The 25,923-nt window shown below is 60.1% G+C and carries 21 protein-coding genes and 2 pseudogenes; 8 read left to right on the forward strand and 15 right to left on the reverse strand.

Features of this window, described 5'->3' with window-relative positions:
- Positions 1-30: 30 nt before the first annotated feature.
- The 3 genes from dsbG to dsbD are packed head-to-tail and all read right to left on the reverse strand — an operon-like array spanning position 31 to position 3,367.
- The gene (gene dsbG, locus BMZ32_RS11590; protein ID WP_090242147.1) at positions 31-795 is read right to left on the reverse strand and encodes a thiol:disulfide interchange protein DsbG; all 765 of its coding nucleotides are present in this window, start codon (positions 793-795) and stop codon (positions 31-33) included.
- Positions 796-797: 2 nt separating this feature from the next.
- A complete protein-coding gene (locus tag BMZ32_RS11595) occupies positions 798-1,607 on the reverse strand; it encodes a TlpA family protein disulfide reductase (protein WP_090242148.1) in 810 nt (269 codons plus the stop codon).
- Complete coding sequence (dsbD, locus tag BMZ32_RS11600) at positions 1,607-3,367, reverse strand: protein-disulfide reductase DsbD (RefSeq protein ID WP_090242149.1); 1,761 nt, start codon at positions 3,365-3,367, stop codon at positions 1,607-1,609. Before dsbD ends, BMZ32_RS11595 begins: the two co-directional genes overlap by 1 nt.
- Before the next feature lie 176 nt (positions 3,368-3,543).
- Between dsbD and BMZ32_RS11605 the strand changes: the two genes are divergently transcribed.
- The 7 genes and pseudogenes from BMZ32_RS11605 (at position 3,544) to BMZ32_RS11630 (ending at position 11,803) form a co-directional block, all read left to right on the forward strand.
- Positions 3,544-4,227: a response regulator transcription factor gene (locus BMZ32_RS11605; protein ID WP_090242150.1), complete on the forward strand. Its 684-nt coding sequence runs from the start codon at positions 3,544-3,546 to the stop codon at positions 4,225-4,227.
- Positions 4,224-5,558 carry an ATP-binding protein gene (locus BMZ32_RS11610; RefSeq protein ID WP_090242151.1) on the forward strand — a complete coding sequence of 445 codons (1,335 nt, stop codon included), beginning with the start codon at positions 4,224-4,226 and terminating at the stop codon, positions 5,556-5,558. Before BMZ32_RS11605 ends, BMZ32_RS11610 begins: the two co-directional genes overlap by 4 nt.
- Positions 5,559-5,759: 201 nt before the next feature.
- The gene (gene ccoG / locus BMZ32_RS11615; protein WP_090242152.1) at positions 5,760-7,175 is read left to right on the forward strand and encodes a cytochrome c oxidase accessory protein CcoG; all 1,416 of its coding nucleotides are present in this window, start codon (positions 5,760-5,762) and stop codon (positions 7,173-7,175) included.
- Positions 7,176-7,239: 64 nt separating this feature from the next.
- Positions 7,240-8,649, forward strand: a complete 1,410-nt coding sequence (mapR, locus tag BMZ32_RS11620; RefSeq protein ID WP_090242153.1) for a GntR family transcriptional regulator MpaR — start codon at positions 7,240-7,242, stop codon at positions 8,647-8,649.
- A 299-nt stretch (positions 8,650-8,948) separates the two neighbouring features.
- Positions 8,949-9,473, forward strand: a pseudogene (locus BMZ32_RS19810) (MCP four helix bundle domain-containing protein); the annotation flags it as partial.
- Positions 9,474-9,881: 408 nt separating this feature from the next.
- On the forward strand, positions 9,882-10,586 hold the full coding sequence (locus BMZ32_RS19815) for a methyl-accepting chemotaxis protein (RefSeq protein WP_425272878.1): 705 nt from the start codon (positions 9,882-9,884) through the stop codon (positions 10,584-10,586).
- 152 nt (positions 10,587-10,738) lie between these two features.
- Positions 10,739-11,803, forward strand: a complete 1,065-nt coding sequence (locus BMZ32_RS11630; protein ID WP_090242158.1) for a metal-dependent hydrolase — start codon at positions 10,739-10,741, stop codon at positions 11,801-11,803.
- A gap of 25 nt (positions 11,804-11,828) precedes the next feature.
- Here the strand turns inward: BMZ32_RS11630 and BMZ32_RS19820 are convergent, their stop codons facing one another.
- The 12 genes and pseudogenes from BMZ32_RS19820 to BMZ32_RS11685 all read right to left on the reverse strand — a co-directional run bounded on the left by BMZ32_RS19820 (position 11,829) and on the right by BMZ32_RS11685 (position 24,579).
- Entirely contained in the window at positions 11,829-12,710 is an 882-nt protein-coding gene (locus BMZ32_RS19820) for a methyl-accepting chemotaxis protein (protein ID WP_425272879.1), read from the reverse strand.
- Positions 12,687-13,784: pseudogene (locus tag BMZ32_RS19825) on the reverse strand (methyl-accepting chemotaxis protein); the annotation flags it as partial. The gene BMZ32_RS19820 and the pseudogene BMZ32_RS19825, both read right to left, overlap by 24 nt.
- Positions 13,785-14,145: 361 nt before the next feature.
- Entirely contained in the window at positions 14,146-15,606 is a 1,461-nt protein-coding gene (locus BMZ32_RS11640) for a sodium-dependent transporter (RefSeq protein WP_090242162.1), read from the reverse strand.
- 82 nt (positions 15,607-15,688) lie between these two features.
- Entirely contained in the window at positions 15,689-16,339 is a 651-nt protein-coding gene (gene maiA / locus BMZ32_RS11645) for a maleylacetoacetate isomerase (protein WP_090242164.1), read from the reverse strand.
- Between the two features lie 96 nt (positions 16,340-16,435).
- Positions 16,436-17,422: a fumarylacetoacetate hydrolase family protein gene (locus BMZ32_RS11650; protein WP_090242166.1), complete on the reverse strand. Its 987-nt coding sequence runs from the start codon at positions 17,420-17,422 to the stop codon at positions 16,436-16,438.
- The gene (locus tag BMZ32_RS11655; protein ID WP_090242168.1) at positions 17,422-18,561 is read right to left on the reverse strand and encodes a homogentisate 1,2-dioxygenase; all 1,140 of its coding nucleotides are present in this window, start codon (positions 18,559-18,561) and stop codon (positions 17,422-17,424) included. Before BMZ32_RS11655 ends, BMZ32_RS11650 begins: the two co-directional genes overlap by 1 nt.
- Before the next feature lie 220 nt (positions 18,562-18,781).
- Entirely contained in the window at positions 18,782-19,864 is a 1,083-nt protein-coding gene (hppD, locus tag BMZ32_RS11660; RefSeq protein ID WP_090242172.1) for a 4-hydroxyphenylpyruvate dioxygenase, read from the reverse strand.
- Positions 19,865-20,258: 394 nt separating this feature from the next.
- The gene (locus BMZ32_RS11665; protein WP_090242174.1) at positions 20,259-22,040 is read right to left on the reverse strand and encodes an ABC transporter ATP-binding protein; all 1,782 of its coding nucleotides are present in this window, start codon (positions 22,038-22,040) and stop codon (positions 20,259-20,261) included.
- A complete protein-coding gene (locus tag BMZ32_RS11670; RefSeq protein ID WP_090242176.1) occupies positions 22,033-22,665 on the reverse strand; it encodes a DsbA family protein in 633 nt (210 codons plus the stop codon). The genes BMZ32_RS11665 and BMZ32_RS11670 overlap by 8 nt, the downstream gene beginning before the upstream one ends.
- Positions 22,666-22,667: 2 nt before the next feature.
- Complete coding sequence (gene trhO, locus BMZ32_RS11675; RefSeq protein WP_090242180.1) at positions 22,668-23,606, reverse strand: oxygen-dependent tRNA uridine(34) hydroxylase TrhO; 939 nt, start codon at positions 23,604-23,606, stop codon at positions 22,668-22,670.
- Between the two features lie 165 nt (positions 23,607-23,771).
- The gene (locus BMZ32_RS11680; RefSeq protein WP_090242182.1) at positions 23,772-24,065 is read right to left on the reverse strand and encodes a BolA family protein; all 294 of its coding nucleotides are present in this window, start codon (positions 24,063-24,065) and stop codon (positions 23,772-23,774) included.
- 13 nt (positions 24,066-24,078) lie between these two features.
- A complete protein-coding gene (locus BMZ32_RS11685; RefSeq protein ID WP_090242184.1) occupies positions 24,079-24,579 on the reverse strand; it encodes a DUF2059 domain-containing protein in 501 nt (166 codons plus the stop codon).
- Between the two features lie 263 nt (positions 24,580-24,842).
- Here BMZ32_RS11685 and BMZ32_RS11690 point away from each other — a divergent pair, with 263 nt between their 5' ends.
- Entirely contained in the window at positions 24,843-25,853 is a 1,011-nt protein-coding gene (locus BMZ32_RS11690; protein WP_090242186.1) for a DUF2804 domain-containing protein, read from the forward strand.
- Positions 25,854-25,923 lie beyond the last annotated feature (70 nt).

Below are 25,923 nucleotides of genomic sequence, written 5' to 3' on the forward strand. Positions count from 1 at the left end.
GATCCCCCAGCCCATTTCTCCGTATTGAACTCAGGGGCGCGGCCCCAGGATTTGTATAAGCAGCTCGGGGCTCGGTGCGCCGAGCTGTTGGCGTAGCTGGCCGCTTGCATCTTTATAGAAAATCGCCGGCGTAGCCGAGGCGCCCATTTCAGCCATCAGGCCAAGGTTGTGGTCAAGCTGCTGCTGAATGGCGTCTGGGATCTTTTTCAGCCCTTGCAAGGTGCTGGCTTTGCCGGCCGCCTCATGCTCATGCAGCGCCGCCTGGGGATCACTGGCGCTGAGTAATGCGGCGGCTTTGGCGGCGCTGTCTTGGCGCAACATGCCGACCATTACATGGCGAACCTGCACAGCACCAGCCTCAACCCAAGGTCGCGCTTGTTTCCAGAACAGGTTGCAGTACGGGCAGTTAGGATCGGAAAACACATAAACGATACGCGGTGCGCTGGCCTTGCCGTCGGTGATCCAGCTGCTGTTTTCCAGCTTGATCAGCATTGCCTTACCCTGCGGTCCGTACACCAGTTTATCCAGCGGTTCACGGCTGAGGTCTTCACCTTGGGCATTAAGCAGGCTGCCGACCAACACGTGCTCACCATCGGCCGTCAGGTACAGGGCCACGCCTTGGCCGTTGAAGCGCGCGGCATAGCCCTGCAGGCCACTGGGCGCGTCAAAGCGCTGGATAATCTCAGCGCCACGCGCCTCGATCGCCTTGATCGCGGCCGGCCATTCCTCGGCCTGCGCCAGGGGCATCACCAAGAGCGTCGAGAACAGTGCAGCCAGGTGGGTAGGTCGCAGCATGATTATTGATCCTTCTTCAGTACTTCAAGCGCGCGAGCCAGGCTGGCGCGAGACAATTCACCCAAGTGGCTGCCAACCTGGCGACCCTTGGCGTCGTAAAACAGCGTGCTGGGTAACGCCATGGAGCCGACGTGCTGGCCCAAGCGGCCGCCGCTGTCGAGTAATACGTTGTCCAAGCCGAGGGCTTCAGCGTCCAGGTATTGGTTGACCTCACCCTGGCCCTCGCCCTGATTGACGAACAGGATGGTTAACTCGGGATGATTGCGCTGCGCCTCGGCCAGCACCGGCATTTCCCGGCGGCACGGCGGGCACCAGGTGGCCCAGAGGTTGACCACCAGCGGTTTACCGACGTAGTCGTGCAGCGCCACTGTGGCGCCGTTGCTGTCTCTAAAGGACAACGATGGCAGCCGGGTGCCCTGCTCAAGCCCATACAGCGTCAGGCTGCCCAAGCCCCAGCTGAACACGCCGACGGCCAATGCGCTGGCTAAGGATGTTCTGATGGCCGGCGTACGCCAGGCCTGCCAGACCCCCAACAGCAGCGCGGCCAGCACGCCAGGCCAGGCGATAAAGCCACCGTCACGGATATCCAGCGCCTGCCAAGGTTGTGCGCGGTAGTGCTCGACGTACACGGCAACAAACGCCAGCCGTGCGACTAGCAAGGCCACCAGCAACAAACGAAACAGCTGTTTTTCCGGATTGACCGCACTGCGCCGCCCGACGTACCAGCCGGTAACGGTCGCCAGCAGCAGGCTGATCATCAACAGCACGTGGGCGGTGCTGAGGGCCAGAGGACCGATATTCACTGTCAGCATCAACCGCGCTCCTGGGTGGTCGTCCATATGTGTAAGAACTGCTCGGCATTCACCGCGCCCGTTATGCGCTGTGCGCGGCGCTCCTCACCGTCAGGGCCGATCCACAACAACGTGGGCGGGCCCAGCACTTTAAAGCGTTCCAGCAGCGCACGGCTTGCCGCATTGCTTTGAGTCACGTCGGGGCGTAAGACGCGAACGCCTTGCAGGCGGGCCTGCACGTCGGGGTTAGCGAACACAGTTTTCTCCATGACTTTGCACGACACACACCAGTCCGCGTAGTAATCAATCAGCACCCATTGGCCCTCGGCTTTGGCCGCCGCCAGCTCACGCTCCAGCGTGGCCGGCTCGCTCATGCCGATAACGTGCTGTGCATTCGGCGCGGCCGCAATGCCCGTGCTGGCATACACCTTGAGGGGCTGCAGCGGGTCGCTGGCACCCCCGGCGGCCCCCAGCACCATCGCCATGCCCCAAATACCCAGCAACGCACCAATGGCCTTGGCCACGCTGGCGTGTTGCAGCACTTGCCGCGACAGGTGCAGTAACGCACTGGCCAGCAGAATCAATAGCGCGCCCCACAAACCCAGCCAGGTCGGCTCCGCGAGCAGCGGGCGAATCACTAAAAGTGCGGTGAGCAGAAACAGAAAGCCGAACACCACCTTGACCCGATTCATCCACGCGCCGGGTTTCGGCAGGAAGCGATTGCCGAGCGTCACCAACAAAACCAGCGGCGTACCAATGCCCAGGCCTAGGGCGAACAACACCAGGCCGCCGTGCAGCGCGTCGCCACTTTGCCCGATATACAGCAGCGCGGCGGCCAGCGGTGCGGTCATGCAAGGCCCCACCAGCAGGCCGGAGAACACACCGAGCATGCCCGCACCGACCAAGCTACCGCCTTGCTGCTTGCGCCCTGCATGCGCTAAGCGGTCACGCAGGGCCGCGGGCAACTGCAGCTCAAACAGCCCGAACATCGGCAAGGCCAGCAGCACAAACAACGCGGCGAAGCTGGCCAGCAACCAGGGCTGTTGCAGCAGCCCCTGCAGATTAGCGCCCAGCAATGCAGCGACCACGCCCAGCGCGGCATACACCAGTGCCATGCTCACCACATAGGTGGCAGCCAGCGCCCAGCCGCGTCGGGGCGAGGCTCCGCTGCCCACCACAATGCCAGCGAGAATGGGTAGCATCGGCAAGGAACACGGGGCAAATGCCAGCAGCAGGCCCAGCCCAAAGAACAGCAATACGCTCAACACCAGGTGTTGGTTTTGCAAACCACCGGCCAGGGCTTGGTCCTCAGCCAGGTTGGCGCCCGGCTCGCTTGGCGCACCGGGGCTCGACACATCAACCTGCTGGGTCTGTGGCGGGTAGCACAGCCCGGCATCGGCGCAGCCTTGCCAGCCAACCTGAATGCTGCCGGCAACCCCAGCGGGGAGTTTCAGCGTTAAGTGCTCGCGATAAATCTGCGAATCACCGAAGAACTCATCGCTATAAGGCAAGCCTGCCGGTAACTCAGGGTAGGCATCTGCCGGCAAGCCGCTGAACTGCAACCGTTGCTGATACAGGTAGTAGCCGGGGGCAATGTCCCAGCGCAGCAGGGTTTCACCACTGGCCTGCGGCTCGACGCTGAGGTTGAATGCCTGCTCCACAGGCAGGAAAACCGCTTGCTGGGTGTTGCCCGCCTGCAGCGGGTTGGCGGAAAAACTGGCGGCCTGGACGGGCTGCAGCAGCCAAGCCCAGAACAACGAAAACAGCAGAAACCAACGCATGCAAAACCACACCGATAAATAACCAGGCGGCGAGCATCGCAGTTGGCGGTTAAGTCAGGATTAAACCCGGGTTAATCCGCGTAAATGTCCCCCGCCCGTTATCATTCGTGGCCCAGCTATAACCCTGACTTAATCCTGCTGATGGATACTTCACCTCCCCTCCACGGATCGGCGTCATGAACATATTGCTGACTGAAGACAATGCCCTGATTGCCAGCGGCGTTGTGGCCGGGCTCACCGCCCAGGGCTTTCGCGTTATGCATGCGGCCAGCGCCGCTGAAGCTGAAGCCCTGCTGCGCACGCTGCAGTTCGATGCGTGGGTGCTGGATCTGGGCCTGCCGGATGAAGACGGTTTGAGCCTTCTGCGGCGCCTGCGCCAACGCGGTGTGGTCATACCGGTGTTGCTGCTGACAGCCCGCGATTCGGTAGCCGACCGCGTGTCTGGCCTGCAAGAGGGGGCGGACGACTATTTGGTCAAACCGTTCGATTTGCGTGAACTCGCCGCCCGCTTGCATGCCCTGCTACGCCGCGCAGCTGGGCGCGCCAGCTCACTGATCGAACACGGCCCGCTGCGCTACGACCCGGTGGCCTGCCAAGCATTTTTGCATGGGCAGCCAATCGACCTGTCACGCCGCGAGCAGGTGCTGCTGCAAGCGCTGCTGCACAACCCTCGCCGGGTGCTCAGTGGCGAACAGCTCAAGGATGCGGTCTATGGCCTTGACGGCGAGGTCGAGAGCAATGCCCTCAACGTGCATATTCACCATTTGCGGCGCAAGTTAGGCAGCGCCATCGTTGAGACGGTGCGCGGCCTGGGTTACCGCCTCGGCCCTGCCGGACACGACGAGGATCACACGCCATGAGCTTACGCTTGCGCCTCAGCCTGATTCTCGGCTCTGCCTTTGTATTGCTCTGGTCGCTGGCCGCCGTGTGGATGCTGTTCGACCTGCGTAACCAACTGATGTTGACCCTCGATCAACGCCTGGCGTCCTCGGCGCGGATGGTCTCGGGCTTGCTCCTGCAACTGCCGCAACTGCAGCAAACCGAGGGCAGCGCTCCGCTCAGTACCGAACAGCTGGGTATGCCGGAAGGCATTGCCTGCCAGATCAGTTCGGTGCGTGGCGAGATTCTCGCCAGCAGCCGCGCCGCGCCGGGCAGCGCCCTGGGCGTGGAGGAAAAAGGCTTCCATGAGCGCAACATTGACGGCGTCACCTGGCGCACCTTCACCTTAATTGAAGGTGACATGCGCGTGACCACAGCAGACCGTCTAGACGAGCGCGACACCCTCAACCGCTCGATTTTGCTGGCGGCTGCAGCACCTGTAGTGCTCGCGTTGCTCGGCAGTTTGCTTGTGCTATGGGTTGGCCTGAGCCGCGAGCTATCGCCCTTACGGCGCATTCGCCAGGCGTTGGCTGAGCGCAGCGCCGACAGCATCGAACCCTTGCATATCGACGGCCTGCCGCAAGAGCTACAACCGCTGGTAGCCACCCAGAATCAGCTGTTTCAACGCATTGGCCAGGCGATTGAGCGCGAACGCCGGCTGACCGACGACGCGGCCCATGAGTTGCGCAGCCCGCTCACGGCAATCAAAACCCACCTGCAAGTGGCCAGCATGACTGAAGGCGCGACTGCCCGTCAGGCCTTGGCGCATGCCGAAGCCGGCACTGACCGCCTGCACCAAACCCTGGAACAACTGCTGCTACTGGCCCGCGTGGAAGGCCGTCTACCGTTTGACGAACCCCTGCAATACAGCGCCGCGCAAGTGGCCCATATGGCCATCAGTGATGCTCAGCAACCGGGCAGCCAGCCTATCGAACTGCACCTGCTCGATGCCAGCGCCCAGCGTCTACTGGCGATGCCACCCACCTTGGCCATTGCCGCGTTGCGCAACCTGCTTGACAACGCACAACGGCATAACTCAGCCGACACGGCCGTGAGTTTGAGTGTGCAACTTCGTGGGGAGCACGTGTGCTTTAGCGTGCAAGACGCAGGGCCTGGCGTGGCACCCGAGAAGCTGCCCCAGCTGACCGCGCGTTTCTGGCGCAACTCATCCGGTGACGGCAGCGGCCTCGGCCTTTCCATCGTCAACGCCATCGCTCAGCGCTGCGGTGGCGCGCTTGAGTTTGTCAGCAGCGCCAACGGCCTGCGGGTGAACTTAGTGCTGCCGAGCCGATCCGCCAGTGACCCGCTTTAGCAGAGCCAGCCTTGAGCAGCCCGAAACGTGGCGCATTAAGACGGCTGTTGAGCGCCAACACTGTTCTAAGCCTGCCACCACTCACCGCCACATAGCCTGCTCGGCCATCTGATCCGCTTTTTATTTGAAAACCTGAGTCTGTTATCGGATCAGCTCCAGTCGCATCATTCGCCCCGCCTGATAAAGCCCACGAGGCCCGCAATGAGCGAACGTATTCCCGCGCAGATCATCGAGACTATCGATCCGAGCAAGCCCATCCGCCTGACGCCTTCGCAGGCCGGTGGCCCAATCCACACCCGCAGCTTCACTGGCTTTTATCGTAACCTGCGCCTGTACGGTGCAGGCCTGCTGTTTCTGATTTTCTTCGGCACCGCCTGGCTCGACTGGGACGGTCGTCAAGCGGTGTTGTGGAACCTCGCCGAGCACCGTTACTACATCTTCGGCGCGACCTTCTGGCCGCAGGATTTCATCTTGCTGTCGGCGCTGCTGATCATTGCCGCCTTTGGCCTGTTCACCATCACCGTGGTGGCTGGGCGCGTGTGGTGTGGTTACACCTGCCCGCAAAGCGTGTGGACCTGGGTATTTATGTGGGCGGAGAAAATCACCGAAGGTGAGCGCCACCAAAGGGTCAAATTAGATGCCGCGCCCTGGTCACTGAACAAGCTGCTGCGACGCAGTGCCAAGCACAGCATCTGGCTGGGCGTTAGCTTGCTCACAGCAGTGACTTTTATCGGCTACTTCACGCCGATCCGTGACGTGGCCGGCGACCTGCTGCGCCTGCAATTGGACGGCGGTACGCTGGTCTGGGTGCTGTTCTTTATGGCGGCCACCTACCTCAACGCCGGCTGGCTGCGCGAGAAGGTCTGCGTGCACATGTGCCCTTACTCGCGATTTCAGAGTGCGATGTTCGATGACGACACCTTGTTAGTCGCCTATGACGCCAAACGCGGCGAAGGCCGTGGCCCACGCAAAAAAGACAGCGATCACAAAACCGAGGGCTTGGGCGACTGCATCGACTGCCAGGTATGCGTGCAGGTGTGCCCGACCGGTATCGATATCCGCGACGGCCTGCAGATCGACTGCATCAGCTGCGGTGCCTGCATCGATGCCTGCGACTCGGTCATGGACAAAATGGGCTACGCCAGAGGGCTGGTGGGCTATCACTCCGAGCGCCAACTACAGGGGAGTAAAACCCAACGGATGCGCCCACGCTTGGTGGGTTATGCCATCGCGCTGCTGCTGATGCTCGCCGCCTTCGTCTGGGCCTTGAACGCACGCTCGATGTTGTCCATCGACTCGGCCAAGGACCGCAGCATGTTCCGTGAAAACCAGCTGGGGCAGATTGAAAACACCTACCTGCTCAAAGTGATCAACAAAACTCAGCAACCGCAGCAGTATGCCCTGGCGTTGCTCGACAGCCCTGGCCTGCGCCTGGATGCACCGCAACAGTTGCAGCTGAACCCTGGGGAAATTCTCGATGTACCGGTCACCGTGGTACTAGAAGATCAACAGGCCAAGACGAGCGCCATGCCCGTTCACTTTGCGATCCACAACCTGGCCGATAGCCGCGAGCAAGCGCAAACGCGAAGCACCTTTCTCTCGCCTCGCGGGCGCTGACAGTCGCATGGCCAAGCAAGTCCCCGTAAAGTGCGCAGAGCCGCTCAGCGCAACGATGGACACGATGAAACGCTACGAGAAATTTGCCGAGCAGATTGCCGAACTGATCCGCACCGGCGTGCTTGCCCCTGGCGAAAAAGTGCCATCGGTGCGCCACGCCAGCCGCACCTACGGGGTCAGCCCGTCGACGGTGTTCCAGGCGTATTACCTGCTGGAAGACCGTGGCCTGATTCAGGCGCGCGCCCGCTCCGGCTATTTCGTTAGAGAGCTGGCGCGACATTCGCTGGCCGAACCCGAAACCAGCCAACAGCCGACGCAAACCACCGAGGTGGGTGTCAGCGAACTGGTGTTTTCGGTGCTGGCTTCGCTGAAAGACCCCGGCACCGTGCCGTTCGGCTCGGCTTTCCCCAGCCCGCAACTGTTCCCCCTGCCGCGACTGGCCCGCTCCATGGCCCACGCTCTGCGCGATATGCAGCCGCAAGCGATAATCGCCGACATAACCGAAGGTAACCCCAACCTGCGCCGGCAGATTGCCCTGCGCTATATGCTCAGTGGGGTGATGCTGCCACTGGAGGAATTGGTGATCACCAGCGGCGCCATGGAAGCGCTGAACCTTTGCCTGCAGACGGTGACCCAGCCTGGAGATTTGGTGGCCATCGAGGCGCCCGCCTTCTACGCCTGTTTACAGGTACTCGAACGCTTGCAGCTCAAGGCCGTGGAAATTCCAGTCCATCCGCGTGAGGGTATCGACCTGGACGTATTGGCCGAGCGCTTGAGCAGCCTGCCGATCAAAGCATGCTGGTTTATGAGCAGCCTGCAGAACCCGCTGGGCGCGAGCATGAGTGACGACAAGAAGCGCGGCTTATATGAGCTGCTGCAACGCCATCAGGTGCCATTGATTGAGGACGACGTTTACGCCGAGCTGTACTTCGGCAGCCAGCCGCCCAAGCCGGTCAAGAGTTTCGACCGCGAAGGCCTGGTGATGCACTGCGGCTCGTTTTCCAAATGCCTGGCGCCCGGTTATCGGGTCGGCTGGGTGGCCGGCGGGCGTTATTCCGAGCAAATCAGCCGGCTCAAACTGATGACCACCATTTCACCCTCGGTACCGGCCCAGGCCGCGCTGGCGGATTACCTGCAACACGGCGGTTATGACCGCCACCTGCGTAAACTGCGCCATGCCCTGGAAGCACAACAGGCTTCGATGCTGGCCTCGGCAGCACGACACTTCCCGGCCAGCAGCAAAGTCACCCGGCCCAGTGGCGGTTATTTTCTTTGGTTTGAGTTCCCTCAGCAGGTTGATGCGCTGCGCCTGTTCCAACTGGCTTTGGCCCAGGGCATCAGCTTGGCTCCCGGGCCAATTTTTTCGGCTACTCGACGCTTCGGCCACTGCGCCCGGCTCAATTATGGCCATCCCTGGGACGCGCAAAGCGAACAGGCCATGGTCGTGCTTGGGCGCATCATCGACTCCTTCTAATTCTCAGCAAGCTGGCCGAGTTAAGCACCAGGTGACGGCACTTTCTTTGCCCATAGCCCCTCCACCCCGCCCCGCAAAAGCTGTACAACCCTTGAACTAGCAACCAGATCAAGTCGCCTGCATACACGGCAGGCCGACAACCGGCTATCGCTCAAGATTATTCACAGGCAAAACATAATTGTACAAAATCGATCTAATGTATAAGATTTGCACAAGAGAGCACTTCTAACTTTTGCTAAGTCTCGTCCTTTAATCGCAGTCAGCCGTCGCCGCCCAACAGGGTATGAGGAATTGATTTCATGCAATCACAACTGAGCATTGCTCAACGCCTGAGCCTAGGGTTTGGTCTGATCCTGTCACTGATGATCCTGATTACCTTTATTGGTGTGCAGCGCGTTGGTTTTATCGATGAAACCCTGACCATGGTCAGCGAAGGCGCTTCGATAAAACAGCGCTATGCCATTAACTTCCGCGGCAGCGTGCACGACCGCGCCATTGCGATTCGTGATGCCGTGCTGGTGGATAACGACCAGGCTCTCGAGCGGCAACTGCAGGAAATTCAACGCCTCAATGGTCTTTATCAAGATTCAGCCCAAGCGATGGATCGCTTGCTCAGCGAACAGGCACCCACGGCCAATGAACAACGCCTGCTGAGTGATATTAAGGAGATCGAGCGCCGTACGCTGGCATTAACCGAACAACTGCTAAGCACGCGTCGCCAGGGTGACATAGCCCTGGCTAACGACTTCCTACTGGAGCAAACAGCGCCGGCATACAGTGAGTGGCTCAAGCGCATCAATGCCTTTATCGACCTTGAGGAACAGAGTACGAGCAAAGACATTAATGCTGTGCGCGAGGCGGCAAATGGCTTCCGCTTGTTGATACTGCTAATGACCGGGGCGGCTATTTTGCTGAGCATTGGCGTCTCGGTGCTGATCATCAATAAGCTGAAATCGACCCTCGGTGCCGAGCCCTACGAAGTCGCCCAGGTGATTCAGCGCCTGGCCAATGGCGAACTCAACCAGCGCATCCAGACCCGTTACCCGGATAGCGTCATGAGCGCCTTGCAGGACACGGTCAAACACCTGGCCGAAACTATCGCTCAGGTGCGCAGCGCCGCCAGTGAGCTGACCCTGGCCTCAGACCAACTGCTCACCACCTCTGACAGCAATAACCAGCAAATACGCTTGCAGTCCAGCGAGGCCGAACAGATGGCCACCGCCATTAACCAGATGGCCGCCACCGTCAATGAAGTGGCCAACTATGCGGCCAGTGCAGCATCGGCCACACGCAATGCTGACGGCGAAGTTGCCACCGGCAACCAGGTGGTCAGCGCCACAGCCAGCGCCATTCAGAACCTAGCACGTACCCTGGAGAGCGCCGCTGAAAGTGTGCAGCAGGTCTCCAGCGACAGCGAAAATATCGAGAAAATCATCGAGGTGATTACCGCCATCGCCGAGCAGACCAATCTCCTCGCCCTGAACGCAGCTATTGAAGCCGCGCGCGCTGGCGAACATGGTCGCGGCTTTGCCGTAGTGGCCGATGAGGTACGCTCGCTGGCCACTCGCACCCAGGATTCCACGCGGGAAATTCGCGGCATGATCGGCAAACTGCAGGAAGGTGCCGGCAAAGCTGCCGAAGTGATGCGCAACAGCCGTCAACTGGCGCAGCAAACCGTCGAGCAGACTGGCCAGGCAGAAACTGCACTGAACAAAATCCGCAGTGAAGTTACGGCCATCAACGACATGAACGCGCAGATCGCCAGCGCCTCAGAAGAACAAAGCGCAGTGGCTGAAGAGGTCAACCAGAACATCAACCGCATCCATAACGCCACCCTGGAAACCTCAGCCGGCTCCGAGCAGGTGGCCGCCTCCAGCCGTGAGCTAACGGTCCTGGCGAATCGCCTGACCGACAAAGTTAGTTTCTTCAAACTCTAAACGGGATGTAGCCAAGCAGCTTGGTCAGATGGGCTGACTGCTTGGCTAGTCTCGCGGCTCAGCTCTGAGCTGAAACCTTTGCTTGAACATTAGCCACAGCTAAAACTAGATCAGTCGGCTAATTTAACCCCTGTTAAATTTAGAGAGCGGTCATGGACTCGATAACCCAGGCGGTACTCGGCGCCAGTATTCAGGGCGCACTGCTCGGCCGCTGGCAAGGCCGCAAGGCGCTGCTGTATGGCGCCATACTCGGCACTTTGCCGGATCTGGATGTGGTCATCGATTACGGCGACGCAGTAGCCGACATGACCTATCACCGTGGTTTCAGCCACTCGCTGTTCTTCCTCAGCGGACTAGCGCTTCTGCTGACCTGGCTGACCCGGCGCTTTAGGCATAACCCCGGTTACTCATCACAACATCTGTTTCTAACGATATGGCTGGTGTTGATTACCCATCCGCTGCTCGACAGTTTCACCAGCTATGGCACGCAATTGCTCTGGCCGCTAACGCCGATCCCTACGGCCTGGTCGAGCATCTTTATCATCGACCCGCTGTACACAGTGCCACTGTGTATTGCCGTGGCGCTGGGGCTGCTGCTTGGCTTACGCGACAAAGCCGCCAAAGCCCCTGCACTGGCGTTGCTGATTTCATCGCTGTACCTGGCTTCAACCCTGGGCGGCAAATACATGGCTGAACAGCGGGTAGAAGCCGAACTGGCGCGACAAGGTATTCAGGCGCAGCAATTGTTCAGCACGCCGACGCCGTTCAATAGCCTGCTGTGGCGGGTGATCGTGTTGGATGGCGAGGACTACCATGAAGCCTTGGTCAGCTGGTTTGATGATGCGCCGCCAACGCTGGAGCGCATCCCCCGTGGCACGCACCTGGCTGCTGCCCTGGCTGACTCGCCGGCACATGCGCGCCTTGCCTGGTTTACCGATGGCGTGTTGCGCTATGACCAGTTAGGCGAGCAGTTGGTGGTCACTGATATCCGCTTGGGTATGACCGGCTTTCACCCGTTTCGCTTCGATTTTGCCACCCTGGAAAACGGCCAATGGCGCCTACATAACGAGATTCAGCGCCTGCCAACTGAACGCGGCGACCTCTCGCGCCTAAAATTGCTGTGGTCACGCACCTGGCAGCCTGATGTGCAGGTGCCGCTCCTAGCCTGGGCGGAGGAACTGCGCCGAGCGCCGCTAGCCAGCAGCCGCACGCCCTAGCACGGATTTAGCTGCGAAAAGTGGGTTAGCTGCGAAACTGCGCGACCAGCCCCTGCAGCTCAACCCCAAGACGCGCCAGCTCAGCGCTGGAGGCTGCGGTCTGCTGGCTAGCACTGGCGCTTTGCTCGCCAATGTCACGCACCCGCGTCACGCTTTCACTGATGGTTTCCGCCACTGCACTCTGCTCTTCGGCGGCGGCGGCGATCTGCTGATTCATCTGTTCGATAGTGCTCACCGCCTGAGTTATGCGCCCGAGCGCAGCGCCCGCCTCACCGGCCAAAACTACGGTGCGCTGAGTCAGGCTGCGGCTGCTGTCCATTTTCTCCACGGCACCCTTGGCCATGCGCTGTAAGCTGGCGATCAGCCCTTCGATTTCCTCGGTGGAGTCTTGCGCACGCTTAGCCAAGGCACGGACTTCATCGGCCACCACAGCAAAACCACGACCCTGTTCGCCAGCCCGAGCTGCCTCGATAGCCGCGTTCAGCGCGAGTAGATTGGTCTGCTCGGCGACATTGCGAATCACCTCGAGCACACCGCCAATTCGCGCGCTTTCCTGATTGAGTGCGGCGATGGCTTCGGCTGATTCCTCCACCTCGGAGGCCAGGTGGCCGATCTGACTAACCGCCTGCTGCACCACCTGATTACCCTGCTGTGCTTCGTTGTCGGCGACGCGGGCGGCCAGGGACGCCTGTTCGGCGTTCTGCGCCACTTCCTGCACGGTCGCAGCCATTTCATGCATGGCGGTGGCCGTTTGTTCGGTTTCCATCTTCTGGTTCTGCACGCCAGCGCTGGTCTGCGCGGTAATCGCTGACAGCTGCTCGGCGGCAGCGGTAATCTGGCTGACGCCACCGCCAATGCGCCCGACCAAGGTGCGCAGGCTTACGCTCATCACTTGCATGGCTGCCATCAGCTGGCCAGGCTCGTCGCGGCGGTCCTGCGGCAAGTCATGGGTCAGGTCGCCGGCGGCGATGCGCTGGGCAAACACCACGGTCTGCTGCAGTGGCGCAACAATTAAACGGGAAATAATCAACGCTGCCAGCATGCCGACAAGCACAGCAGCAATGCCCATGGCACCGAGCATCAATAAGGCCTGACGGCTGTCAGTCGTCATCATCTGCTCTTGCTGCACCTTGGCTTCACCCACCAGCGTGAGCACGTTGCGAGCCTGCTCCACCATGGCGGCTTCATTTTTTTGGCTCTGCGCATGCATCTGCTGGTAATTGCTGAACGCCTGCTGGTAGAGCGTCAATGCCTGCAAGGCGGTTTCGATCGAGCGCTTTTGGTCGTCGTCGAGCCAAATCATCAGGCTACGCGCGACGCTTTGCAGGTCATCGTTGATATAGGTCCACTCTTCCAAGGCCTCGGGCGAACCGTCGATGATGTACTGGCTTTCATGGCTGCGCAGGTCAAGCATGCGCTTGCTCAGGCCAGAAGCGGTTTCGGCCAGAGTCAGCGGATCACTGCCGCGCAGCTTGTCGCCCTCCAGACGCAACTCACGCACAGCGTCATACATATCCAACTCGATCACATCAAACTGATCACGCGCCTCGCCGGCCGCCTCGCGCATCTGCGGGCGCGCCGCGCGGGCTTTGTTTTGCTGCTCAACAAAACTATCGAACTGGCGGCGGTAGTCATCAAGGGCCTGCTGCATGCTGTTAAAGCGCGCCTGCTCGGCACTCGAGGCCGCCGCTAGCTGCTGAGCCAGTGTCGCGCCCACTTGATCCAGTTGCTCATGCACCTGAGCGGCCGCCTCGCTGCTCTGGTTCAAGGCAAAGTCACGCTCGGCACGACGCGCCTGTAATACCTGCGCATCGATTGCCGACAGGCCGCTGGTACTGGCATGCCCTTCAAGCACCGCTTGCACCGCGAGAAAGCCACTGCCGGTGACGGCAACCGTCAGCACCAGCACGAGGCCGAAACCACACATAAGCTTTTTACCGACAGACAAGTCGGCCAACAGGCGGGCAACAGAAGAGGACATAACAACGACTCCATTTTTATTATCGAGCGCGACCCGATGCCGCAATAACGGCCCAGGCCAGCGACAGCTAGCAGTTCAGCCTCGCCTTACTGCAAGCCTTGCGCCATAGCCCTGCTCCGCCATAGATAAACCTAAAAGGCCAGCGCCAAAGCCGTTAGCGCAGAGCCCGCGTGATACATCCGCCCATTAGGAGACGCAGGCGCAGGCTTTATCGGCGGGTTTACGCCGATTATTCATTGGGCGTGGCGAGTTATCGCCATAAAATCAGCGCCAAACTTATGACGAAATAAGCTGCAGGCAGCAAAAAGGGCGCACGACTTTTGCCCGTGTACCCTTTTATATGATGGCTCAGTTAGACGATTTAACGCCCGGCAAGCGCCGGCATCACCCGCGGCCGCAGCACCTCACCGAGCACCGCCAGCAGACCAATAGCCCCGACAATCCAGTACCAGTGGCCAACCGGATCAAACATCAACCAGCCCAAGGCGTGCAGGAACACCACCATGATCAGCACCGGGCTGACGTAGCGCACCATAAACAGCCAGAGGGCGTAGCCCAGCGGCGGCAGCCCCAGCTCATCACGCATGATGTCGCTGCGCAGTGAGTAACCAGCCAGCAGCACGATAAAAATCCCACCTAGGGGCATCATCCAACGCGAGGTCAGGTAATCCAGCCAGTCGAAGAAATTCTTGCCCATGGGCGTCCAGCCCGCCATCAGGTTGAACGACAACATCGCCAGCAGGCTGATCACCAGCAACACCGCGCCGGAAGCAGCCGCAGCCTTGAAACGGCTGACGCCGTACTTCTCGTTAAGGTAGGCCACCGTGGCTTCGATCATGGAAATCGCCGAGGTCAGTGCGGCAATCGAGACCATGGCGAAGAACAGCACGCCGAAGGCGGTACCGAATGGCATTTGCTGGAACGCCAACGGCAGGCTCATAAAGATCAACCCAGGGCCGGCGCTCGGGCTCATGCCGTTGGCAAAGATGATCGGGAAGATCGCCAAACCCGCCAGCAGCGCCACACAGGTATCGCAGATGGCCACAACAAAGGTGGTACGCGCCACCGACTGGCCATCCGGCAGGTAGGAGCCGTAGGTGAGGATCGCCCCAGAGGCCAGGCTCAGGGTGAAGAAGGCATGACCCAAGGCCGCCAGCAGTGCTTCGCCAGTGATTTTCGAGGCATCGAAGCTGAACAGGAAATCAAAGCCAGCGCTGAAACCACCACTGGTAAAGGCGTACCCCACCAGCACCACCAGCATCACGGCCAGACCCGGCATCATCCAGCGCACGGCACTCTCAATGCCTTTCTGCACGCCTTTGGCGACGATCCACAGGGTCAGTAACGCCACCAGCACGCTCCAACCGCCGAGCTGCCAGGGGTTGGCGTTGTGCGCCTCAAACACCGCGCCGAGCGCATCGACACTGGTTGCGGCGAGCGAGCCGTCGAGCATTTTCACCGTATAGGCAAACGCCCAGCCGGCGACCACCACGTAGAAACACAGGATCATAAAACCGGCGAGCATGGCCATGCCGCCCACGGCCTTCCATAGCTGGCTGCCACCACTCTCTTTGACCACCCGGCTGATCGCATCAATCGGGCTGCCGCGACCGCGTCGGCCAATGGCGATCTCGGTCATCATCACCGGAATGCCAATGGCCAGGATGCAGGCCAGGTACATCAATACAAACGCACCACCGCCGTATTCGCCGGTGATGTAGGGAAATTTCCAGATATTGCCAAGGCCCACAGCGGAGCCAGTTGCAGCAAGGATAAAGCCCCAGCGTGAGAGCCAGAGGTTCTTGGGTTTTTCACGGGTCATGCGTCACCTGTTTGTTTTTATCTGTGACGAAATAGAACCCGCAGCGCTTATGGCGCGGCGGAGTGGGCAAGGCGGATACACCTTAAACAGCGTCGGGTTGCACCTCCGGAGCGGCTTGCGCAAACGCCTGGAGGGTTTCACAGCGCGCCGTCATGGCGAGGATGCGAGGGTACGCATCAAGGTCACAGTTAAAACGGCGCGCATTATACAGCTGCGGAACCAGGCAGGCTTCCAAATATCCCGGTTGCTCACCGAGCGAAAAACCACCCTCAAACGGCGCCAAACCAGCTTCGACCGCCGCCAGGCCGTTGTGCAACCAGTGCTGGTACCAGGCGTCTTTCGCGGCGTCGCTCACACCCAGTTCGCCGGTGAGGTACTGCAACACCCGCAGGTTATTCAGCGGGTGCAAGTCGCAGGCGATGTGCAGCGCCAATGCCCGCACCTGCGCGCGCCGCAAAGGATCGCGCGGCAGCAGCGGCGTTTCGGGAAATACTTCATCCAGGTATTCGAGAATCGCCAGCGACTGGGCAATTTTCACCCCGCCATGGCCTTCATCCGCCAGCAGCGGCAGCAACTCTTGCGGATTCAGCGCCTTGTACGCCGCGCTGTGCTGCTGGCCGCCATCCTTGACCAGATGCACCGGCACCTGCTCATAGGCGAGGCCTTTGAGGTTCAGGGCAATGCGCACGCGGTAGGCGGCGCTGGAGCGCCAATAGCCGTAGAGCGTCAACATGTCGAAGTCCTTACCGAGCGTGGGAGTGGCTTTAGCCACGATTAACCTTAGAGACGTGCGTCGCGGTTGAAGCCCTTCCCACGGCACCGGCTCATGTCAGTGGGTGTTGTACGGTTCTACAAGCTGATCGATCTTGCCGAACAGGCTGTGGCCGGCGGCGTCGAACATCTCGATACGCACCCGGTCACCGAACTTGAGGAACGGGGTTTTCGCCTCGCCGCTCTCGATGATTTCCAACATGCGCTTCTCGGCCAGGCAACTGGAGCCCGCGCTGCGGTCGTAATTGGACACGGTACCGGAACCGATGATGGTGCCCGTGCCCAGCGGGCGGGTCTTGGCCGCGTGGGCCACCAGGGTCGGAAAGTTAAAGGTCATATCCACGCCGGCATCCGGCTGGCCGAACAACGCGCCGTTGATATGCGACACCAGCGGCCGATGCACCTTGCCATCGCGCCAGGTATCGCCCAGCTCGTCCGGGGTAATCGCCACCGGCGAGAAGCTCGACGACGGCTTGCTCTGATAGAAGCCGAAGCCCTTAGCCAGCTCACCAGGAATCAGATTGCGCAGCGACACATCGTTGACCAGCATCAACAGCTGGATATGCCCGGCAGCCTCGGCAGCGCTGGCGCCCATCGGCACGTCATCGGTGATGACCGCGATCTCGGCTTCCAGATCAATGCCCCAGGCCTCGTCGGCCATCTGAATCGGGCTGTGCGGCGGGATAAAGCAGTCGGCGCCGCCCTGATACATCAGCGGGTCATGCCAGAAGCTTTCCGGAATCTCAGCGCCGCGCGCCTTGCGTACCAACTCCACATGATTGACGTAGGCACTGCCATCGGCCCAGTGATAGGCGCGCGGTAATGGGCTGTGACAGGCCGCCTGATCGAACGCGAACGCGCCCTCTTCCAGGCCATCGTTAAGACGCTGATACACCGCTTCCAGCTTGGGCTTGGCCACCGCCCAGTTATCCAGCGCCGCCTGCAAGGTGGCGGCGACGCCTGGCACTTTGACCGCCCGACGGAGGTCACGGGAGACCACGACCAGCGCGCCATCGCGGCCTTGATTGAGTGAGGCGAGTTTCATCAGGATTCCTTGCCCGGCGCACGCCAGGAATTTACATAGTCGGGAACATCCACCCCAGCAGCGGCTTCGCCGACTTCCAGGGCGCGGCGGGTGTCGATCATCACCGCCACTTCATCGATAAAGGTCGCTGGATCGGTCTGGGCCTTTTTCAGCGCCTTGGGGTGCGGGCCGTGAGGGAAGCCACACGGGTGCAGAGTGACCATGCCCTGCTCAATGTTGTCGCGGCTGAAGAAGTTGCCACGGTGGTAGAACAACACTTCGTCGTAGTCGTCATTGTTGTGATAGAACGGCACTTTCAACGCGCCAGGGTCGCTTTCCACCGGGCGCGGAGTGAAGGTGCAAATCACAAAACCATTGGCCACGAAGGTGGTGTGTGCCGATGGTGGCAGGTGGTAGCGATGGCTCATCAGCGGGCGAATATCGCGCCAATTGAGCCGTACCACGGTGTTGTCGCCATGCCAGCCCACCACATCCAGCGGGTTGTAGGGATAGGTCACAGTGCTGATCTGGCCGCGCCGCTTGATGCGAATCTGCCAGGTGTTTTCGTCCTGTTGAGCCTTGAAGGCGTCATCGATGCGCGGATGATCGAGCACCGCCGGGTCGAAGATTGCTTGCGGGCCAACCAGGCCTTTGTCCGGCAGCTGGTAGGCGCCGTCGGTGCTTTCGATCAGCAGCATAAAGGTCGGCTCATCGGCCTCGATACGCCAGGCCGTACCGCGAGGAATCAGCAGGTAATCACCGTCGCGATAGGTCAGATGACCGAAATCGCAGTAGAAGTGCCCTGCCCCCTCATGGATAAACAGCAGGTCATCGCCATCAGCGTTGCGCACCAGATGACGCATGGCCCCAACGGTTTTCCACACGCGCAGCTTCACGTCGCTGTTATGCAACGTCAGCGGCGCGGCCAGCGGGCAATCACGCTCACTGGCAATGTCATTGAAGTTGAATGCATGCGGACGCAGCGGCCCTTCCCAGTCGATCCAACCGGTGGGCGGATGCTTGTGGTGCAGATGCGCCGTGGGGCCGAAGAAGCCTTCGCGGCCCATCTCGCGTTCGTAGGTGCCTTCGGGAAAGTCGCAGTGCGCCTGCCGGGAGCACTCGCCTTCACGCAGGGGAAAACTGATCCAGTTACGGCTCATGGCCGGTGTCTCCTCGATACAACGCCACTGTGGGCGAATAAAGCAAAACCGTAGGATGGGTTAGCGGCGCTAAACGCGAAGGTGCGGATACTGCGATGCATCGGCGCCGCGTAACCCACTACTCACCTCATTGGCGCGCAACGGTGGGTTACGGCGCGGCGCCATCGCGCTATGCCTGCCGTAACAATAGACGTGCCTACCCCCTCCTACGGTTTGCAGATCAATCCGCTTTGATCACACCGCGCTTGATCTGGTCTTCCTCGATGGACTCAAACAGCGCCTTGAAATTGCCTTCACCGAAGCCCTGATTACCCTTGCGCTGAATGATCTCGAAGAAGATCGGGCCGATTACCGTGTTGGTAAAAATCTGCAGCAGGATGCCGTCATCACCCGGCGCGCCGTCGATCAGAATATTCAGCTCGCGCAGCACATCGGTGGGTTCGTCATGCCCGGCCACGCGGGTGTCTACTTTGTCGTAATAGGTGCCGGGGGTGACCATAAAATCCACGCCATTGGCGCGCAGTTGGCGCACGGTGGCATAGATATCTTCGCTGCTCAGGGCGATGTGCTGGATGCCTTCGCCTTGGTATTCGCGAATAAACTCCTCGATCTGCGACTTGTCGTCAGACGATTCGTTGATCGGGATGCGAATTTTGCCGCACGGCGCAGTCATGGCGCGCGACAGCAGCCCGGTGAGCTTGCCCTCGATATCGAAGTAGCGCACCTCGCGCAGATTAGCGATGCGCTCGTAGAAGCCCGACCACACATCCATCTGCCCGCGTTTGACATTGTGGGTCAGGTGATCGAGCTCTTTCAGGCCGACCGAGTTGTCGTTCGGCGTGCGGCCTTCGATGTACTCGAAATCGACGTCATAGATGCTTTTGTCGCCATAACGATCCACCAGGTACAGCAGCGAACCACCGATGCCTTCGACGCAAGGGATATTCAGCTCGCCGAAGTTGGCATGGCTGCCGACCAGTGTGGCGCCTTGAGATTCGACATAGGCCGCAGCTTGCGCGGCATTCTGCACGCGGAAGGCCATGGCGCAGGCGCTGGGGCCGTGTTTCAGACCGAATTCACGCACATGCCCAGTCGGGCTGCCGTTCAGCACGAAATTGATATCGTGCTGCTGGAACAGCCAGACTTCCTTGGAGCGGTGCTTGGCGGTTTCGGTAAAACCCATGGCAGTGAACAGCTCACGCAACTGTTGAATCCCTTCCGACGTCGGTGCGGTGTATTCCACAAACTCGAAGCCGTCGGTGCCGATGGGGTTGTGCTGTTCGATCTTGTTCACGGCGTTCATTGCGCCTCCTCGTTGTTGTTTTGATCAACCCTGCGACGCCTGGTCGCACGGCACGCATTGACCTCATAACAACCGAGCGCGGCCGCGCTAACAAGCAGGCCCAGAGCACCCTGCAGCAGGATTGGCTAGGCCTTCCGGCAAGTTTTTAATACACCCAGGAAAACAGCGTGATTGCTGACTGCAACCACCCACACCGCGTAACGAAAGATTTACAAAGCGGTCGATTTAACTGCCAGGTGCAGGGCCGCAGTGCATCTAACCGGGTCAATACCCGCAAGGAAAGGCGCGATCAAAAGGCATCGTAGGGTGGATGACGCTTTATCCATCCACCAATGCGACTTCAAGGTTGATGAAAAGTGCGTCATCCACCCTACGGTTTTTCCCAGCGCGCCTATCAGTGCTGCAAATGCCCATAGAGTTTGGCGTAGAGCCCACCTTCGGCAATCAACTCTTGGTGGCCGCCGTCTTCGGCGATGCTGCCGCCGTCGAATACTAGCACCCGATCGGCCTGCTTCACCGCGCTCAGGCGGTGGGCGATGATCAGCGTGGTACGGCCGCGCAGGAACTGGTTGAGGGCTTGGTGCAGGGCGTATTCGGTGGCCGCATCCAGGGCTGAGGTGGCCTCATCGAGTATCACTACTTTAGGTTGAGCCAAGACCATGCGGGCAATTGCCAGGCGCTGGCGCTGGCCGCCAGACAACCGCACGCCGGAGCGCCCAACAATGCTGTCCAGCCCTTGCGGCAAAGCGCGCATAGTATCGGCCAACTGGGCTATTTGCAGCGCCTGCCAGCAGGCCTCATCCGTACGTTCGCGGCCCATGCACAGGTTGGCGCGTACCGTGTCGTTGAACAGTGCTGGATGCTGCAGCACCACCGACACATGCTCGCGCACAGCTTCCAGGCCAATCTCTTCCTGGCTGCTGCCACCGAAACAAATAGTCCCTGCCTGCGGCGTATACAGGCCGAGCAGCAGTTGCACCAGGGTGCTTTTACCGCCGCCGCTGGCGCCGACTATGGCCACCTTCTCGCCTGGAGCAATGCTCAGGTTGAGTGTGTTCAGCACTGGTTCGGCGTTGCTGTAGGCGAAGGTTAGCCCGTTGATTTCAATACCGACGGTGTCGCGACCTTTGAACGGGTCAACGCGCGCGGGGTACTGCGGCTCATCCTGGCGCGCCAGCAGCTCATTGATCCGTGTCAGCGCGCCGCCGGCGGCATAGAAGGCGTATTGCAGGCTGAGCAGTTGCTCAACCGGACCGATCATGAACCACAAGTAGCTGAACACCGCGAGCATCTGCCCGATCGACAGGTCGGAAAACAGCACGGTGAGCATGGCGGCCGCGCGAAACACATCGATACCAAACTGGAACAGCAGGCCGCTGGCGCGATTAGAGGCATCGGTTTTCCACTGTGAGTTCACCGCAAAGTCGCGTACTTCCTTAGCGCGGCCACCGAGGCGGCCGAGGAAAAAGCCCTGACGATTACCTGCGCGGATTTCCTGAATCGCCTCAAGGGTTTCGGTCAGCGCCTGGGTGAAGCGCGAGGTGCTATCGTTCTCCAGCTTCTTCAGGTGTTTGACCCGCTTACCGAGTAATACCGTGGCGTAGATCACCAAAGGATTGAACAACAGGATCAGCAGCGCCAACTGCCAGTGCATCCAGATCAAGATCGCTGAGGTGCCGGCCAGGGTCAGCATCGCCACGAGAAAACGGCTAAGGGTTTCGCCGACAAACTTGTCGAGGGTGTCCAGGTCGGTGACCAGGTGCGTGGTCACCGTGCCGCCGCCGAGGCTTTCATATTCACCAAGGGAAATACGTTTGAGCCGCTCAAGCAAACGGATGCGGATGCGATAAACGATGTCCTTGGATAAGCGCGCAAACAGCCGCGCCTGTAACACGTTAAACACCAACGCGCCGCTGCGCAGGAAAAAGGTCAGCACCAGCATCAGGCCGATATAGCCGGCGGCCGTTTCCCAGTTGCTCGGCAGGAAGTTATCCATCACCTTGAGCGCAGTGTCGCCGTCATTGAGTAGCACTTCGTCGACTAATAACGGCAACAGTAATGGGATCGGCACGCTGCACAGGGTCGCCAGCACGGCGACCAGATTGGCCCACACCAGAGCTTTGCGATGCTGCAGGGCCAGCCGACGAATTTCCGTCCAACTTAAACGATCAGGCATGGGCGACCTGCTCCAGCCAGCGCGCCAGCAACGGCTGTAGCACTTCAAGTGGTTGATAGCCGTTGGTCAGCAGCGCCAGTTGGCCGTTACGCTCAGCCAGCAAGGTCGGAAAGCCGGCAATCCCTAGATCCTGGGCCCAGCTGAAGTCGGCGGCGGTGTCGGCACGGTGCGCGGCGCTGTCAAAGGCTTCCGCAAACGCGGCACGCGCAATTCCAGCGCGCTCGGCCAGGTCCACCAGCACGCTGGCTCGAGTTACATCCACGCCTTCGGTGTAGAACGCACGCTGGATCAACTGGGCCAACGGCCAGGCTAATGTCGGAGCTAGATGGCGCGCAGTCACCAAAGCCCGGCACGCCGGCTCGGTGTCGTAAACCAAGCCTTCAGGCAAACCGTCATTGAAGTTGAACAACTGGCCAGTGCTGGCATTCACCGCCTGCCAGTAGCCGAGGTAACGCACCCGCGCAGCGGCATCAATGGCCACGCTGTCGCGGCGCAAACCACCCACCACCAGCTGCAAGCTAACCCCGGCCATAGCGGCCTGCTCGGCGAGGGACTGCAGCACGGGGGCAAAACCCCAGCACCAGGAACACATCGGGTCCATCACATAGAGCAGGCGTGCGTGCATGTTTAAGCCTCGCGCGATTTACGGGGGTTATAGCCCAATGGATGAGGCAGGTTACGCGCCTTGGCCAGTTCAATCTGATTCTGACGCTCGCGGGCGCCGGCCCGGGTTTTCTCCGGCAGTGAGTCCCAGCAATGCGGGCAACTAACCCCAGGCGTGTACAGCTCGGACTGACGATCCTCCACGGAAACCGGCGTACGGCAGGCGTGGCACTGGTCGTAGTCGCCTTCCGTCAGATCATGGCGCACGGTGACGCGGTTATCGAAGACAAAGCAGTCACCCTGCCATTTGGTTTGTTCCTGCGGCACCTCTTCCAGGTACTTGAGGATGCCGCCCTTGAGGTGAAAGACTTCGGCATAGCCTTCACCGAGCATGTAGCTTGAGGCTTTTTCACAACGAATGCCGCCGGTACAGAACATCGCGACTTTCTTGTGCTTGGCCGGGTCGAAGTGCGCCTTGATGTAATCGGGGAACTCGCGGAATGATTTAGTTTTCGGGTCTACCGCACCTTCGAAGGTGCCAATCGACACCTCGTAGTCATTGCGCGTATCAATCAGCAGGACTTCGGGATCACTGATCAGTGCGTTCCAATCCCTGGGTTCGACGTAGGTGCCGACCTGCTGATTTGGATCGACGCCGGGCACGCCGAGGGTGACGATTTCTTTCTTCAGCTTGACCTTGGTGCGGTAGAACGGCTGCTCATCGCAATACGACTCTTTGTGGTCGATATCAGCCAGGCGCGTATCCAAACCAAACCAAGCCAGCAGGCCATCGACGCCGGCACGGCTGCCAGACACGGTACCGTTGATGCCCTCTTCGGCAATCAGCAAGGTGCCCTTGATGCCGTTATCCAGCATGGCTTGCAGCAGCGGCTCGCGCAGCTCATGGAAGTCAGGAAGAGAGACGAATTTATACAGCGCAGCGACGACGACTTTGTCAGTCATGGATATGTCCTTCAGTAGTCACCCACGTAAAGGGCGGACTGGGATAAAAAAGTGGCCAACAGCCGCGTTGATAGACTGGCGGCCCACAAACAAAACCGCCGGCGCTAGGCCGGCGGGGTGTGTAGTTTACTGCTCTCGAGAAGCGCCGTGTAGAGGCGAATTGCCTCAGTGGCCGCCCTTGCAGGTCGGCGATGCGGGAGCAGCACCCTGCAGCGCCCACTCATCCGGGGTATAGGTGTGCAGCGCTAGTGCATGAATCTGGCCCATCAATTCACCCAGGCTGGCATAAACTTTTTGGTGGCGCTTGACTGCATTCAGCCCCGCGAACTGCTCGCTGACGATCACTGCCTTGTAATGGGTTTCCAGGCCGCGGCTGTGCATGTGGCTTTCATCCAGCACCTCGAGGTGTTGCGGTTGCAGGCCGTTCAGGACTTCCTGCAACAGATCTATTTTTGGCATTTCAGGCATCCAATCAGGGAGTTTTTGGCGTCAGCTTAGCGGTCATTTCTGCCAGTAACTGGTTGACCTTGGGTACCGCAACTTCGAGCTTGCTCTGGGTAAGCTGGGCCGATTGCGCGGTCAGAGTCGGCATTTTTTCTAAGACCTTTTTACCCACTGGCGACTCGTAGAAGCGGATCAGCTCCTTCATTTCCTGCTCATTAAAGTTGCGGGTGTAGAGCGTGATCATATCCGGCTTTAGCTTGTCCCAACCCACCGCCTGCTGAAGAGCTGTGTTGGCCTGGGCCTGGTAGGTTTCGAGCAGGGCCTTCTCACTCTGCGGCGCGTTGCTCTCAGCAAAACGCTGGGCAAACATCTGCTGCACTTGGGCATACACCGGCACTGCCAGCTTGTCGGCATGAGCCAGGAGCAAGAAGCGCTCGGCATCGGCGGCGTGGCTTTCGGCATCTGCCAGCACCTGAGCACTGCCACACGTCAGTATTAGGGCAGCGCAAAAGGCAAGTGAACGTGACATGTACTACTCCTGAACCAGAGAAAGAGCCTGTTTGACTCAACTACCGGCATTTTGTGCCCAAGCGCTCGTCCTACTCAAGCGCAGGGGATATTCCCGCTCATTGACGCTACAACTGTGCACTGGCGCACAGCCTGCTTAGAGGCCAAAATGCCAGCAATTGCCGCACTAACGCACGCCCGGGCATGCTCGGCGTATTGCCCTATTACGCTTCAATGTGCCCAGGCTTATAAGGCCAAGCACTCGTACACACATGGACGTGTCTGATGAATAGTTTTGCTCAGCCTGAGCCCTTCGCAGCCCTCGCGCTATGCGACAGCCGCGGTCAACTCAACCCCCAAGCGGTCGGCTGGTCACCTCGGCCGATGGTTGATTGCGCCATCCCAGGTCACTTCGGTCGGCGCAAACGCTGGAATCACTGGTGCATCACAACGCCGGACTGGATGTTGTCTTTTACCCAAGCCGACCTCGACTATCTGGGTTATGCCGCCGCCTATTTTCTTGACCTGGAAACCGGTCAGGCCGCCGCCTATAGCCAGTTCCACCTGTTCGGCCGCGGCCATGATCTGCCAGATCAACCGCAGCAAAGTCACGCGTTCAACCATCCTCACCTGCAATTACGCGTAGCCGAACATGCGGGGCGCAGCCGCATCACCATCAACGCCTCGAGTGTTGGCGGTCAGCCGTTACAGGTTGATCTGGATGTCCAACGCCCGTCCCACCTGGACTCAGTCAACTTGGTCGCCCCGCTTGGCCCGCAGTGCTTCCATGCCACCAGCCGTCATCTTGGCCTGCCCTGCAGCGGCAGCGTGCGCTTGGGTAAACAGCAGTACAGCTGCCTCACCGGGCAAAGCTTTGCCTCGCTGGACTTCGGGCGCGGCGTCTGGCCGCTCAACAGTCACTGGACCCGCGCCGCCTTCGCTGCGCCAGGCGGCATCGCCGGTAACTTTGGCTCGGGCTGGACGGACTACAGCGGTCTATCGGAAAACACCCTGTGGTTTGGCGGCGAACTGCAGCACCTGGCTTTGCCCATCGCCATCGCTCAGTCACCGCATAACCCGTTGGCGCCTTGGCAACTGCGTAGCGCGGATGACAGCGTCAACCTGACCTTTACCCCGCGCCAACGCCACAAAGCCTATCGTCGGCTAGGTCCGTTTTATGCCGATACACGGCAGTGGTTCGGGCATTTCGACGGGGTCTTGCGTGGGCCGCAAGGCGAATGCGTGCCAGTCCAAAACGCCCTTGGCTGGCTCGGCGACACTCGCGCGCGCTGGTAGAAGAGCCTCAATGTTGAACCTCTGCGCCTACTGGGCGACCTAAGCTGAGATAAGGTCGAGCCAGGTAATG

The organism is Pseudomonas guineae (assembly GCF_900113745.1).
Taxonomy (GTDB): Bacteria; Pseudomonadota; Gammaproteobacteria; order Pseudomonadales; family Pseudomonadaceae; genus Aquipseudomonas; species Aquipseudomonas guineae.

What these genes read in the sequence shown, in the direction of transcription:
- BMZ32_RS11605 (WP_090242150.1), top strand. Translation starts at nt 3,544, where the DNA reads ATGAACATATTGCTGACTGAAGACAATGCCCTGATTGCCAGCGGCGTT.
- BMZ32_RS11665 (WP_090242174.1), bottom strand. Translation starts at nt 22,040, where the DNA reads ATGCCTGATCGTTTAAGTTGGACGGAAATTCGTCGGCTGGCCCTGCAG.
- ccoG (WP_090242152.1), top strand. Translation starts at nt 5,760, where the DNA reads ATGAGCGAACGTATTCCCGCGCAGATCATCGAGACTATCGATCCGAGC.
- BMZ32_RS11655 (WP_090242168.1), bottom strand. Translation starts at nt 18,561, where the DNA reads ATGAGCCGTAACTGGATCAGTTTTCCCCTGCGTGAAGGCGAGTGCTCC.
- BMZ32_RS19815 (WP_425272878.1), top strand. Translation starts at nt 9,882, where the DNA reads ATGGCCGCCACCGTCAATGAAGTGGCCAACTATGCGGCCAGTGCAGCA.
- trhO (WP_090242180.1), bottom strand. Translation starts at nt 23,606, where the DNA reads ATGACTGACAAAGTCGTCGTCGCTGCGCTGTATAAATTCGTCTCTCTT.
- BMZ32_RS11630 (WP_090242158.1), top strand. Translation starts at nt 10,739, where the DNA reads ATGGACTCGATAACCCAGGCGGTACTCGGCGCCAGTATTCAGGGCGCA.
- BMZ32_RS11680 (WP_090242182.1), bottom strand. Translation starts at nt 24,065, where the DNA reads ATGCCAAAAATAGATCTGTTGCAGGAAGTCCTGAACGGCCTGCAACCG.
- dsbG (WP_090242147.1), bottom strand. Translation starts at nt 795, where the DNA reads ATGCTGCGACCTACCCACCTGGCTGCACTGTTCTCGACGCTCTTGGTG.
- maiA (WP_090242164.1), bottom strand. Translation starts at nt 16,339, where the DNA reads ATGTTGACGCTCTACGGCTATTGGCGCTCCAGCGCCGCCTACCGCGTG.
- BMZ32_RS11650 (WP_090242166.1), bottom strand. Translation starts at nt 17,422, where the DNA reads ATGAAACTCGCCTCACTCAATCAAGGCCGCGATGGCGCGCTGGTCGTG.
- BMZ32_RS11640 (WP_090242162.1), bottom strand. Translation starts at nt 15,606, where the DNA reads ATGACCCGTGAAAAACCCAAGAACCTCTGGCTCTCACGCTGGGGCTTT.
- mapR (WP_090242153.1), top strand. Translation starts at nt 7,240, where the DNA reads ATGAAACGCTACGAGAAATTTGCCGAGCAGATTGCCGAACTGATCCGC.
- BMZ32_RS11670 (WP_090242176.1), bottom strand. Translation starts at nt 22,665, where the DNA reads ATGCACGCACGCCTGCTCTATGTGATGGACCCGATGTGTTCCTGGTGC.
- BMZ32_RS11595 (WP_090242148.1), bottom strand. Translation starts at nt 1,607, where the DNA reads ATGCTGACAGTGAATATCGGTCCTCTGGCCCTCAGCACCGCCCACGTG.
- BMZ32_RS19820 (WP_425272879.1), bottom strand. Translation starts at nt 12,710, where the DNA reads ATGGCAGCCATGCAAGTGATGAGCGTAAGCCTGCGCACCTTGGTCGGG.
- BMZ32_RS11610 (WP_090242151.1), top strand. Translation starts at nt 4,224, where the DNA reads ATGAGCTTACGCTTGCGCCTCAGCCTGATTCTCGGCTCTGCCTTTGTA.
- BMZ32_RS11685 (WP_090242184.1), bottom strand. Translation starts at nt 24,579, where the DNA reads ATGTCACGTTCACTTGCCTTTTGCGCTGCCCTAATACTGACGTGTGGC.
- BMZ32_RS11690 (WP_090242186.1), top strand. Translation starts at nt 24,843, where the DNA reads ATGAATAGTTTTGCTCAGCCTGAGCCCTTCGCAGCCCTCGCGCTATGC.
- dsbD (WP_090242149.1), bottom strand. Translation starts at nt 3,367, where the DNA reads ATGCGTTGGTTTCTGCTGTTTTCGTTGTTCTGGGCTTGGCTGCTGCAG.
- hppD (WP_090242172.1), bottom strand. Translation starts at nt 19,864, where the DNA reads ATGAACGCCGTGAACAAGATCGAACAGCACAACCCCATCGGCACCGAC.